11 protein-coding genes and 1 riboswitch are annotated in these 13,360 nt (G+C 36.2%); all 11 genes read right to left on the reverse strand.

Annotated features, from left to right (window positions below):
* Positions 1 to 1,215 (reverse strand): pyridoxal-dependent decarboxylase (locus RMO53_RS08600; protein WP_310379689.1); only part of this gene is annotated, 1,215 nt, incomplete at its 3' end.
* A gap of 105 nt (positions 1,216 to 1,320) precedes the next feature.
* On the reverse strand, positions 1,321 to 2,277 hold the full coding sequence (metF, locus tag RMO53_RS08605; RefSeq protein ID WP_310379692.1) for a methylenetetrahydrofolate reductase [NAD(P)H]: 957 nt from the start codon (positions 2,275 to 2,277) through the stop codon (positions 1,321 to 1,323).
* 98 nt (positions 2,278 to 2,375) lie between these two features.
* Positions 2,376 to 5,057, reverse strand: a complete 2,682-nt coding sequence (metH, locus tag RMO53_RS08610) for a methionine synthase (RefSeq protein ID WP_409024828.1) — start codon at positions 5,055 to 5,057, stop codon at positions 2,376 to 2,378.
* Between the two features lie 84 nt (positions 5,058 to 5,141).
* On the reverse strand, positions 5,142 to 5,549 hold the full coding sequence (locus RMO53_RS08615) for a GNAT family N-acetyltransferase (protein WP_310379694.1): 408 nt from the start codon (positions 5,547 to 5,549) through the stop codon (positions 5,142 to 5,144).
* Positions 5,550 to 5,953: 404 nt separating this feature from the next.
* Entirely contained in the window at positions 5,954 to 6,487 is a 534-nt protein-coding gene (locus RMO53_RS08620) for a hypothetical protein (RefSeq protein ID WP_310379696.1), read from the reverse strand.
* A gap of 87 nt (positions 6,488 to 6,574) precedes the next feature.
* On the reverse strand, positions 6,575 to 6,964 hold the full coding sequence (locus RMO53_RS08625; protein WP_310379697.1) for a hypothetical protein: 390 nt from the start codon (positions 6,962 to 6,964) through the stop codon (positions 6,575 to 6,577).
* 120 nt (positions 6,965 to 7,084) lie between these two features.
* Positions 7,085 to 8,086 carry a homocysteine S-methyltransferase family protein gene (locus RMO53_RS08630; protein WP_310379699.1) on the reverse strand — a complete coding sequence of 334 codons (1,002 nt, stop codon included), beginning with the start codon at positions 8,084 to 8,086 and terminating at the stop codon, positions 7,085 to 7,087.
* 277 nt (positions 8,087 to 8,363) lie between these two features.
* A riboswitch (SAM riboswitch) is annotated at positions 8,364 to 8,470 on the reverse strand.
* A gap of 166 nt (positions 8,471 to 8,636) precedes the next feature.
* Complete coding sequence (locus tag RMO53_RS08635; RefSeq protein WP_310379701.1) at positions 8,637 to 9,689, reverse strand: NAD(P)/FAD-dependent oxidoreductase; 1,053 nt, start codon at positions 9,687 to 9,689, stop codon at positions 8,637 to 8,639.
* A gap of 134 nt (positions 9,690 to 9,823) precedes the next feature.
* Positions 9,824 to 10,402 (reverse strand): bifunctional precorrin-2 dehydrogenase/sirohydrochlorin ferrochelatase, encoded by a 579-nt coding sequence (locus RMO53_RS08640; protein WP_310379703.1) that lies wholly within the window; start codon positions 10,400 to 10,402, stop codon positions 9,824 to 9,826.
* Positions 10,402 to 11,172, reverse strand: a complete 771-nt coding sequence (gene cobA, locus RMO53_RS08645; protein ID WP_310379705.1) for a uroporphyrinogen-III C-methyltransferase — start codon at positions 11,170 to 11,172, stop codon at positions 10,402 to 10,404. Before cobA ends, RMO53_RS08640 begins: the two co-directional genes overlap by 1 nt.
* A complete protein-coding gene (locus tag RMO53_RS08650; protein WP_310379707.1) occupies positions 11,165 to 13,255 on the reverse strand; it encodes a HEPN domain-containing protein in 2,091 nt (696 codons plus the stop codon). Before RMO53_RS08650 ends, cobA begins: the two co-directional genes overlap by 8 nt.
* Positions 13,256 to 13,360 lie beyond the last annotated feature (105 nt).

Raw genomic sequence — 13,360 nt, forward strand, 5'->3', positions numbered from 1 at the left:
CGCCAAAGTAAAACAAACATTGTTGAGGCGAGTTGGCGCCAATAATTCAAAGTTTTCGTTTTCTGCAATGAAAGCATCAAATTGCAATGCCATCGCAACGCTATTTTCTACAATATCTTGAAATCCTTGTTTGCCATACGCCAAAAGCGAAAACCAAACGGGTAAGGCTTTTAAGCGTCTTGAATTCTCGGGCAAGAAATTCAGATAACTAAAATTCTCCAATGGATTCCCCAAATACGGCGCATTTGAGTTCTGAAAAGTTTCGATTTGCAGGTTTTGATGTTGGTCCTTTACCAAATAAAAAGCGCTTTCGTAAGGAACATTCAACCATTTATGACAATCAATGGTAATGCTATCGGAGTATTCCCAACCAGTAACTAAATGTTTGTATTTGGGCGAACAAGCTGCAAAACCACCAAAAGCGGCATCAATATGCCACCAAAAATTATATTTAGCTTTGAGGTTTGTAATGGCTATGAAATCGTCAAAATCAGCAGTGTTGACTGTTCCTGCGCTGGAAATTAAAATAAAAGGTTGTCCGTTTAGGCTTTCTATATTTTTTTCTAAATCGGCTATGTCAATAGCTTCTCGATTTCCTTCAATTGTGTTTATTTTGGTGAAATTTTGACTTCCAATGCCTAACATCGCCAAACATTTTACCGAGGAAGAATGTGGGGTTGCTGATAAAATGTTTATTGGTGCTGAAATTCCGTTTTTGGCAAAATCTTTACCCAGTTGTTTCCCTAACCATTGTCTCGCCACTGCTAAACAAGTAAAATTTGACATTGTTGCACCAGTTACAAATCCTCCAAGAAATGATTTTGGTAAATCCAATAATTGTATCAATAAATTAATCGTTTCTATTTCTATCAATGCCGAAACGTCACCTTGTGCTTTTGTTGCTTGTGTATTTGTATCGTAAATTGCAGTCAACCAATCACCTGCAATAGCAGCTGGAGTTGCACCACCAGTTACAAAACCCCAATATCTTGGTCCAGGTTGTGAAACCAAAATAGGTGCTAATCGCGATTTAAATTCTTCCAAAGCAGACAATGCTCCCAAACCAGAATCGTTTAAAATTCTATTGGTAGTCATAGAATTATTAGTTGTCGTAGGAATACTATCAATTGAATTTAGAAAATCTATTCCTTGTTGTTTTACTTTTTCAAGGATAATTTCTATATCGATTAAATCTTGTTGAAGGATTGGATTCATTTTTTTTATCAATTATTTATTACGTTGCAATGTAGAGACGTTGCAATGTAGAGACGTTGCAATGCAGAGACGTTGCAATGCAACGTCTCTACGTGTATGAATTTTTTAAAAAACCTGACTTGCGATTTGACGAATATTCTCTGATTTTCCCATCGAATAATAATGTAAAACCGGAACGCCCGCCGCTTTTAATTCTAACGATTGCTGAATTGCCCATTCAATTCCAACTTGGCGAATATCCGCCGAAGTTTTGCATTTTTCAACTGCGTGAATTAAATCTTCGGGTAAATCGATACGGAAAATTTGAGGTAAAACTTGTAAATGTCTTTGTACAGCTAGCGGTTTAATGCCCGGAATAATTGGAACGGCAATTCCCATTTCTCTTGCTTTTTTTACAAACTCAAAATACTTTGCGTTGTCAAAAAACATTTGGGTTACCACATAATCTGCACCAGCATCTACTTTTTCTTTCAATCTTTTTAGGTCGGATTGCAACGAAGGTGATTCTAAATGTTTCTCTGGATAACCTGCAATTCCTATGCAAAAATCGGCTTTGTTGTCAACATCCAAAACTTCGTGCAAATATTTCCCGTCATTGAGTTGTTTGATTTGTTTTACTAAATCCACTGCATAATCGTTTCCGCCCTGTTTCGGGATAAAATACTGTTCGTCTTTCATGGCATCGCCACGCAACGCCATCACATTGTCTAATCCTAAATAATGACAATCAACTAATAAATACTCTGTTTCTTCTTTGGTAAAACCACCACAAAGCACATGCGGAATCGTATCTACGCTGTATTTGTGTTTTATAGAAGCGCAAATCCCAAGAGTTCCCGGACGCATTCTCGTTAACTTTTTATCTAATAACCCGTTGCCTTTATCAATATAAATGTACTCTTCACGAGAAGTGGTTACATCTATAAATGGCGGATTGAACTCCATCAACGGATCAATATTGTCGTATAATTCTTGAATGCTTTTTCCCTTTTTTGGCGGAATAATCTCGAAAGAAAATAAGGTTTCCCCTTGTGCTTTTTCTATGTGTTGTGTTACTTTCATTTTAAAAAAAATTGTATAATGTATGTTGTAAATTGTATATTGTATTTATAACTGTATTTTTTTCAATTTACATTATACGATTTACAATATACAGAAAATTAATCTGCAATATTCGGACTCAACCATTTTGTGGCTTTATCGGTTGAAATACTTCTACGTTTGGCGTAATCAATAACTTGGTCTTCTTTTATTTTTCCGAGTCCAAAATACTTGCTTTCGGGATTTCCAAAATAATAACCCGAAACAGATGATGCTGGCCACATCGCCATACTTTCGGTCAGCGTTACTCCTATTTCTTGCTCTACATTTAATAATTTCCAGATGGTTGGTTTTTCTAAATGATCTGGACAAGCCGGATAACCTGGCGCAGGACGAATTCCTTTGTACTCTTCGGCAATCATTGCCTCGGTACTCATATTTTCATCTGATGCATAACCCCAAATTTCTTTACGGATTTTTTCGTGTAAATATTCGGCGAATGCCTCTGCGAATCGATCTGCCAATGCTTTGACCATAATCGAATTGTAATCGTCCAAATCCTTTTCGAATTCTGCTGCCCATTCATCGACACCAAAACCGGTGGTTACACAAAATGCGCCCATGTAATCTATTTTTCCGCTGTCTTTTGGAGCTATAAAATCCGACAAGGCTATATTTGGAGCTCCTTTTGTTTTTTGTGATTGCTGGCGCAACGTCAAGAATGTCTCCAATACTTTTCCGTTTTCATCGCTCAATTCGATATCATCATCGTTGACTTGATTGGCAGGGAAAATGCCGTAAATTCCTTTGGCAGTTAGTTTCTTTTCTTTCAAAATTATTTCTAACATTTCTTGCGCATCCGCAAAAACAGAAGTCGCTTGTTCGCCAACGACATCATCAGTCAAAATCGCAGGATATTTTCCGAACAATTCCCAAGTTCTAAAAAACGGCGTCCAATCGATATACGGAACCAAAACATCCAAATCGACTTCGATTACTTGTTCGCCAATTATATTTGGTTTTACTGGTGTAAAATTATCCCAATCCAATTGCAATTTATTTTTACGCGCTTGTTCAATCGTCAAGAAATTCTTATCCCGTGAACGGTTCAAAAATGTTTCTCTAAACGCATCATATTCGGCGCGAATATCGCTGGCATATATTTTTTTATCCTTATTCAATAAACTTCCAGCAACTGTTACCGCTCTCGAAGCATCGTTTACATGAATGACAGTTTCTCTATATTGAGGTGCAATTTTCACAGCGGTATGCGCTCGCGAAGTCGTTGCTCCACCAATCATTACCGGAATTTTCATACCTCGTTTATCCAATTCTTTGGCGAGATACACCATTTCGTCAAGCGAAGGCGTGATTAATCCGCTCAATCCAATAATATCCACTTCGTGTTCGATAGCTGCTGCAATAATTTTTTCGGGTGGAACCATAACGCCCAAATCTACAATCTCATAATTATTACAAGCCAATACCACCGAAACGATATTTTTGCCAATGTCGTGTACGTCGCCTTTTACGGTTGCCATCAATATTTTTCCGTTTCCTTGTTTGTCTCCAGCTTGTTTGCTGGCTTCGATAAATGGCAATAAATACGCCACTGCTTTTTTCATCACACGTGCCGATTTTACCACTTGTGGCAAGAACATTTTACCCGATCCAAACAAATCTCCTACGACATTCATTCCTGTCATCAGGTTGATTTCGATAACTTCGATTGGTTTTGTAGCTGCTAATCTTGCTTCTTCGACATCAATTTCTATAAATTCATCAACTCCTTTTACAAGTGAATGAGTAATTCTTTCCTGGACTGTTCCTGAACGCCATTCTTGAATCGCTTTCTCGTTGCTTTTGACATCACCTTTTACATTTTCGGCAAAATCCAATAGCCTTTCTGTAGCATCATCACGACGGTTTAGAATTACATCTTCAACATGTTCTAATAAATCTTTTGGAATTTCGTCATAAATCGACAACATTTCTGGATTTACGATTCCCATTGTCATTCCGTTTTGAATGGCGTGATACAGGAAAACCGAGTGCATCGCTTCGCGAACGGTATCATTTCCTCTAAACGAAAACGAAACATTACTCACGCCACCGCTGATGTGTGCGTGTGGCAAGTTTTCCCGAACCCATTTGGTTCCTCTAAAAAAATCCAAAGCGTTCAAGCGGTGTTCTTCCATTCCAGTGGCAACCGGAAAAATATTCAAATCGAAAATAATATCTTGCGGTGAAAAACCAACTTTATTCACCAAAATATCATACGAACGTTGGCAAATTTCTACTCTCCTTTCATAATTATCGGCTTGTCCCACCTCATCAAAAGCCATAATAATTGCTGCTGCGCCATAACGCTTAATCAATTTAGCATGATGAATAAATTGTTCTTCGCCTTCCTTTAACGAGATCGAATTGACCACACATTTTCCTTGCACCACTTTTAATCCTGCTTCAATAATATCCCATTTGGAACTATCAATCATAATAGGAACTCTCGAAATATCAGGTTCGGCAGCGATAAGATTCAGAAATTTTGTCATAGCATATTCGCCATCCAGCATTCCTTCATCCATATTAATATCGATGATTTGTGCGCCGCCTTCTACTTGCTCTTTGGCAATGCTGAGTGCTTCTTCGTATTTTTCTTCCTTGATTAATCGAAGGAATTTTCTCGAACCTGTTACATTGGTTCGTTCCCCAATATTCACAAATACGCTTTTGGGCGTAATAATTAAGGGTTCTAATCCCGATAATACTAGGTTTCTTCTTTTTTCTTTTTTTGACATTTTTGTTTTTTTTACCGCTAATTCGCTAATTTTTTTTAAATAAAATTTTTAATTAGTAAATTCGTGGCTATACTGTAGACACTATTATTTTAAATTATTTACATCATCTAACACATAGCATTGTTCCCATTTGGTCATGCCAATTTTTGGATAATAACCCACAGCTTGTGGTGCTGACAATAAAATTAGTTTTGCTTTTGGCGTTGCTAACTTTGTTTGTCTTATGAGTTCTGTTCCAATTCCCATTTTTTGATAGTCTTGATTTACTGCCAAATCAGACAAATAAGTGCAAAATGAATAATCAGTTAAGGAACGCGAAACGCCAATGAGTTTGCCGTTGTCTCTTGCGGTAACTATTAAATTGCCGTGTTGGAGCATTGCCAAAAGTCTTTCTGGTTCATCAACTGGTCTGCGTTCTCCTAATGTGGAGTTCAGCAAAACGGCTCTGAATTCCTCTAAAGTTACATTTTCTTCTATTTGATATTGAATCATTTTTGTTTTTTTAAACTTGTTTTATTTCAATATTTTTTTATTTAATTGTATCAGCAATTCCTTGCTCCGCAAAGTCTCTGACTTTGAGGATGTGATTCAAGGTCTTTGACCTTGAATTTATCGGTTAAAAACCGATTGTCGCTTCCTCAAAGTCAGAGACTTTGCGGAGCGAGATGGAAATATTTTATTTTATATCTATAAATTTTATAAAGCTTAAAAAGTCAGTTTCATAATATTTATCATTTTCTTCAGGTTTAGAAACACTAAAACCATACATTTTTATATAATTCTCTTTGTATAAATAGATGTCATAAAAATAAAACTGAACAATACTCTTTTTTGTGAAATATGATATATTTAATGCCAAACTATGCGAGCCATAATCATCTGCAATTGTTTCTTCTTTAATTTTTTTTTAAAATCTCTTTAGTAAGAGCATTGTCATTAAATGACTTTACATTAATATATTTTATATCTCCTTGATATTTTACATCCATAAACACATTATTCAATGTGTCTTTTTTAATTTCATTAATTTTATTAAACTCCGTATTTGATAAAATATAATATTTACAACTAGTTTGGTTATTCCATCCCTCTTCTATTGAGGAATATGTATAAAACCCATCTTTATATTTTTTTACCAAAAGAATAAATGTACTGTCTTTGATTTTAATATTTTTAATTTCAAATGATTTAAAATTATCAACCCCAACTGAATATTTTTCATAGTCTCCAAGCAATTTTTGATTTTGTCCTAAATCATTTGGAATTTTATTTTTACTATTTATCCATTGTCCAGAGCTATTTTTTTGCCAGCCAATTGCATTTAGTAATAGCCCATTATTTTTGGAAATTATAGGCAATTCATCATTAGTCCTATTTTGTGAATGACATAAAATAGAAAACAAAACCATTAATAACATTGTTTTTTTCATAATTCATTTTTTAATAGCCTCATATTATATCAAACCTCTAGTTTTCATTTGAATTCATAGGTTGAAGGCTTGTGCTAAAAATAGTTTTTATTTAAAAATCAGTAAATACAAAAAACAAATAAAAACTATAAAAGTTGACAAAATAGATAGCAAAGAATAAAGACTAGTATTTCTATCTTTTTTCTCTACAAAATCAATCAATTCTTCAATATCGAAATTTTCAATTCCATATTCTTTCCTGCTTTTTTCCATCATTAGATATTCGATAAAAATTAAAAAAATTAAATTCAGTAACGGAATTATTATTATCAAAATATTTATGTTAGGCTCAATTCTAGAAAGCGCAAAATATCCCGCAATAAAAATATTATTAGAAGTAAACAATCTATCGTGAATTCTATTAAAATGGTTCAGGATATTTCTTCCAGCATCTTCTTTTATTTTTTCAATTTTCTTTTCAAATTTTTCTACTTCCATACCTCATAATTTTACTTTTTACAACCGTAACTCTTTTAAAATCAATTATGATTCAGTAGAGCAAATTTGCAATCCGTGTCCATTCCAATAGTCAGACGCGATAAATCGCGTCTCTACGAATTACATCACCGCCTCCGAAACCCTCGGCTTATAATCCTTGGCAATATCTGCAATCAACTTGATGTGTTGTGGTGTTGTTCCGCAACAACCGCCTATGATGTTTATTAAATTATCATCTAAATATTCTTTGATGAAAGCTTGCATTTGCTCTGGTGTTTCGTCGTATTCTCCAAAGGCGTTTGGCAATCCTGCATTGGGATGCGCTGACACATTGAACGACGTGTTTTGAGACAAAGTTTGCAAATAGGGTTTCAATAAATCCGCACCCAAAGCACAATTGAATCCTACGCTCAACAACGGAATATGCGAAACTGAAACCAAGAAAGCTTCGACCGTTTGTCCCGAAAGTGTTCTTCCCGATGCATCGGTAATTGTTCCAGAAACCATGATTGGAATATCAATATTTCGTTCTTCCTTTACTTCTTCGATGGCGAAAAGTGCGGCTTTGGCATTTAAAGTATCGAAAATGGTTTCTACCAAAAGTAAATCGCAACCGCCATCTAGCAATGCTTCTACTTGTTGTTTGTAAGCGATGCGCAAATCATCAAAAGTTACGGCTCGGTAACCGGGATCATTTACATCTGGAGACATCGATGCTGTTCTGTTTGTTGGCCCAATTGAACCGGCTACAAAACGAGGTTGGTTTGGATTTTTGGCAGTGAATTCATCGGCTACTTCACGGGCAATTTTTGCCGATTCGTAGTTGAGTTGATAAACGTATTCTTCCAGATGATAATCCGCCATTCCTATTGTGGTTCCAGAAAAAGTATTGGTTTCTACAATATCGGCTCCAGCATCGAAATAAGCGGCGTGCACTTCTTTTATGGCTTGTGGCTGTGTTAAGGACAATAAATCATTGTTCCCTTTGAGTGAATGTGGAAAATCCTTGAATTGCTCGCCACGAAAATCTTCTTCGGAGAAATTGTAGCGTTGTAACATGGTTCCCATTGCTCCATCGAGTACGAGAATTCGTTTTTTTATTTCTTGTTGTATTGTTGACATAAGTATTTTTTAACCGCAAAGCTCGCAAGGTTTTTTCGCAAGGTTTACAAAGTTTTTTATTAAATATTGATTTGGACACATATGCCCTAGCCCTGATAGCAGTGGAAATCCTGTTATTGCGAAACGATATATCAATCGTAAGATTGCTTCGTTCCTCGCAATGACAGATTGCAACGTACAGCAGGAAATAGCTCCTAATACTTCGACAAGCTCAGTATGGCAGGAATTAGTTCTTTGAAATTATTAAATGTTATCGTGGAAAGTGAGAGAATTCTCGTGGTTATCTGTTTCCGATAAATCGGAATAGAATGTAGCACCTTCTTTAAGTTTAAAGGGTTGCTAAGCTTTCATCGGGTCTAATCCCTCGGGCTTTCGTGATAACAATCAATATGTTTATGAACACTGCAAAGTAAAGACATAGCGAGAACATTTGCAAGTTTTTTTAAAAGTTTAAAATTGTTTAAAAAGTTTAAAGGTTTAAAAGTTTAAGCTTGTCGAATAACCGACTCAATACTTAAACTTTTAAACCTTTAAACTAAACCAAACCTTATTACACTATGGCTTTGACAACTGCTTTTGGTGCTTCTTTTCTAGTTCCGTCAAATCCGTCGACACCTGAAACGGTGGTGTATTTCATGACATATTTTTTGCCTGGATTGATGATTTGGTAGGCAGCTTGACACATCATGGTGGCTTCGTGGAAACCACACAAAATCAATTTTAATTTTCCTGGATAGGTGTTTACATCGCCAATGGCAAAGATTCCAGGAATGTTCGTTTGATAATCTAACGCATTGTTTACTTTGATGGCGTTTTTTTCGATTTCTAATCCCCAATGTCCAATTGGTCCTAATTTTGGTGTTAATCCAAAAAGTGGAATGAAATAATCTGTTGGGATATTTCTATGTGCTCCGTCCTCTTCAATATCTATGGACTCTAAATGTTCTGCACCGTTTAATCCTATAACTTCGGCTGGTGTGATTAGTTTTATTTTGCCTGAGTTTTTTAATTCTTGTACTTTTTCGACAGAATCTAATGCGCCACGAAATTCGTTTCGGCGGTGAATTAAGGTTACTTCGGAAGCTATATTCGACAAGAAAATACTCCAATCTAATGCGGAATCTCCACCGCCAGCAATGACCACTCTTTTGTCTCGGAATTTTTCTGGGTTTTTGATAAAGTACTTGATTCCTTTGTCTTCGTAAAACTCAATATCTTCAATAAGTGGTTTTCGAGGTTCAAAACTTCCTAATCCGCCAGCAATTGCTACCACCGATGCATGGAATTTTTTTCCTTTGTTTGAGGTTACAATAAAGCTTCCGTCTTCTTGTTTTGCGATGGTTTCGGCACGTTCTCCAAGTGTAAAACCGGGTTCGAATTGCTTGATTTGTTCCATTAAATTATCAACCAAATCTCCTGCTAGAACTTCGGGAAAACCCGGTATATCATAAATAGGTTTTTTGGGATACAACTCCGAAAGTTGTCCGCCAGCTTGTGGCAGTGCATCCAGAATATGGCATTTGAGTTTTAATAATCCTGCTTCGAAAACGGTAAAAAGACCTGTTGGTCCGGCTCCAATTATAAGTATATCTGTTTTAATCATATTGTTTTTATTGAAAGATTTGAAAATTTAAAAAATAACCACAGATTCACAGATTTAAACTCAACTGTTGTTCAGCCACGAATTCACGAATTATTTTTTATACTGTATGTAACAACTGTTACATAAATTGTTGTTTAATTATTTTTTAATGTTTGAGTTATTTCATTCATTTTTTGAACTTTTTCTTCAAAATTTCCTTTTAGAGTTTTGCGGTATTCTTGAAGATTTTCGACCATTGTATTAATATCTTCTGGGATTATTTCCTCGAAAAATTCCCGTAATCTCTTGGCGGTTGTGGGTGATTTTCCATTGGTTGAAATGGCAATTTTTACATTTCCTTTGGTTACAATTCCACCCAAATAATAATCACATAAATCTGGCGTATCGGCAATATTACAAATCAAATACCTCTTTCGAGACAAATCATACACTCGTTTATTTACTTTTAAATCATCGGTGCAAGCTATGACCATGTTGCGTTTGCGAAGCATCCAGCGATTGAATTTTTTATAGGTCAATTTTACCGAAGGATGTTTTTGAGACAAGGTTTCCAACTCGGGTAAAAACTTTGGTGCCACAACCTCAACATTTGCGTTTGGACTGGATTTCAACATAAACGATAACTTTTCTAAACCCACATTTCCACCGCCTACAATGAGTACATTGAGGTGGTGTAATTTTAAAAAAATTGGGTATAATTCGTTCCTCTCCATTATAATTTGCTGTATGCGAATTCTTCGTAAAACTGTTTTAATGTATTGCTTTCTCTAACCACTTCTCCAATTACAATTATGGCTGGAGAACTTAATTTATTTTCCGTAACCACTTCTTGAATGGTATTTATTGTTCCAACGCCAAACTTTTCGTTAACCGTTGTTCCGTTTTGAATAATCGCTACTGGAGTTTCTCCTTTGGATTCTTTTTGGAATAATGCAACTATTTGTGAAAGCTTACTCATTCCCATCAAAATCACAATTGTTGCAGATGATTGTGCTGCGAGAGCAATATCCGCCGACAATTTTCTATCGGAAGTTGTGCCTGTGATTACCCAAAAACTTTCAGAAACGCCTCTTTTTGTCAATGAAATTCCTTGATAAGCAGGAACTGCAATTGCCGATGAAATTCCGGGCACTACAAAGGTAGGGATTCCAAAACTTTCTACGAATTCTATTTCTTCGCTTCCACGACCAAAAATAAACGAATCGCCACCTTTTAACCGAACTACATTGCCATAAGTCAGCGCATTATCTACAATTAACTGATTGATTTGGTCTTGCGAATATTCATGACAGCCTTTTCGTTTGCCAACAAATATTTTTATAGCATTTTTTGGCGCATGAATCAATAGTTCTTCGTTTGCCAAAGCATCGTACAAAACCACATTCGCCTCTGCAAGTGCTTTTACACCTTTAAGCGTAAGCAAATCTGGATCGCCTGGACCAGCACCAACTAGGGTTACTTTGGGTTGAATTGTATTAGGCATTTGCTAAATCTTTTTCTCTGTATGCTTCTATATTTTCGAAAAACGAAACTGCTTCTTGAATGTATTTTTGCGCAAATGCTTCCGATGGTTCGTTTGCTCTAATTTGGTATACCAAAGCGGCAAAGGTTGAATTTAATTCGATTTTATTGCTTTGGATAAAAACAGTATCAAACAAATCGATGATTCCTGCGTGGTGATTTGTTTTTTGGTTTTCGGCTAATAATAAAGCTTTGGCACCATTAACATATCCAGCATACGCCAAGTAAATGGCATCCGACCATTTTCCTTCTTCAAAAGCTTCTTGGGCGAAAGTCAATTTGTCTTTGGCTTCTAGAATTAAAGTCGCCACCAAATCAATTACAACACCTGCACATTCTCCTACTCCAACTGCTTTTACATAGTTATCGGCATTTCCCCAATCGATAAAATCAGCTTCAGTAAGGTTGGTCAAATCGGCTAATGGTTTCAAAAATTCGTAAAAATATTTTTCTCCTTTGGCATCGTAATACTCCAAAAAGGATTGTCCGTTTGCATTAGCATCAAAATCATTTAAGATAAAACGCAACGCATCTGGTCCACGACGGCTTGGGATTTTTATCACTTTATCCGAAAAACGTCCTGCTCCGTTTCCTAAATTTCCGCCACCTAATAATACCTGAAGTGCTGGTGCCACTAATTTTCCTGAATTAATCGACATTCCTTGAAAACCAATTTCTGCCATATTGTGTTGCCCGCAAGCATTCATACAACCACTAATTTTAATCGTGATTTCTTGCTTGTTGCTGTATTGCGGATATTCAGTTTCTAAAACGCGTTCGAGTTCGACTGCAATTCCCGTGCTGCTTGCAATTCCTAGATTACAAGTGTCAGTTCCGGGACATGCGGTGATGTCAGCCGTGCTATCATACCCTAAAGCTACAAAATCTAGTTTAGCTAATTCTTGGTAGAAAAAAGGCAAATCAGCTTCTTTTATATGACGAATTTGAATGTTTTGTCGTAATGAAAAACGCAATTCATTGGCAGCGTAATTTTTGATTAAATCTGCTAATAATCTGGCTTTGTCTGTATAAAAATCACCCAAATGAATTTTAATTCCTATAGCAAAATAACCGGCTTGTTTTTGAGCAATCACATTCGATTTTTTCCAAGCCTCGAAAGCTTTGGTATCTTCGATTATTACTTTTGGAACTTCCAATACTGAAGCTGGAATTTCGCCCTCAAAAGCTGTGGTATCTATTTCAACGGTTTGGTATTCCAAGGCTTTTTTCTCCTCATCAACTAATCGCAAAAATTCGTCTCTACCCAAATCTTTGATTAGGAATTTCATACGTGCTTTCAATCGTTTGGCTCTTTCGCCAAAACGGTCAAAAATTCTCAAAACACCTTCGGTTGTTGGGATAATTTGGTTTACCGGAATAAATTCTGATAACAATTCAGCGTGGTGTGGTTGTGAACCCAATCCGCCACCGAGCATGACTTTGAAACCTCTTTCGCCATTTACAATTTTTGGAATAAAACCCAAATCGTGTAAATAACTCAACGCCGTATCTTTATCCGATGAAGAGAATGACATTTTGAATTTACGCCCCATTTCCTGACAAACTGGGTTTCTCAAGAAAAACTGAAACAAGGCGTGTGCGTAAGGCGAGACATCAAAAGGTTCGTCAGCATCGATTCCTGCTGTTTCGCTAGCCGTAATATTTCTTACTGTATTTCCGCAAGCTTCTCTCAAAGTCACATCATCTTTCTCTAATTCAGCCCAAAGTTGTGGTGTTTTGTCCAAACTTACATAGTGAATCTGAATGTCCTGACGTGTTGTAATGTGCAATCGACCTGTTGAATATTCATCAGAAACTTTACAAATACGATGTAATTGTTCGCTGGTTACTTTACCAAAAGGCAATTTGATACGAATCATTTGTACGCCTTCTTGACGCTGACCGTAAACGCCACGTGCCAAACGAAGGCTACGAAAACGTTCGTCGTCTATTTTTCCCTCACGGAATAAAGCAATTTTTCTTTCTAAATCGATGATGTCTTTTTGGACAATCGGGTCTTCTATTTCGGTTCTAAAACTTTCCATGTTTTTTCTGCTTTTCCTCTCCCCAACCCTCTCCAAAGGAGAGGGAGTTGATTCTGGGAATGTTATGTTTTATTTAATTTAATTCTAATTTTCTATCCTATATCT

Source organism: Flavobacterium sp. (genome assembly GCF_031409475.1).
Taxonomy (GTDB): domain Bacteria; phylum Bacteroidota; class Bacteroidia; order Flavobacteriales; family Flavobacteriaceae; genus Flavobacterium.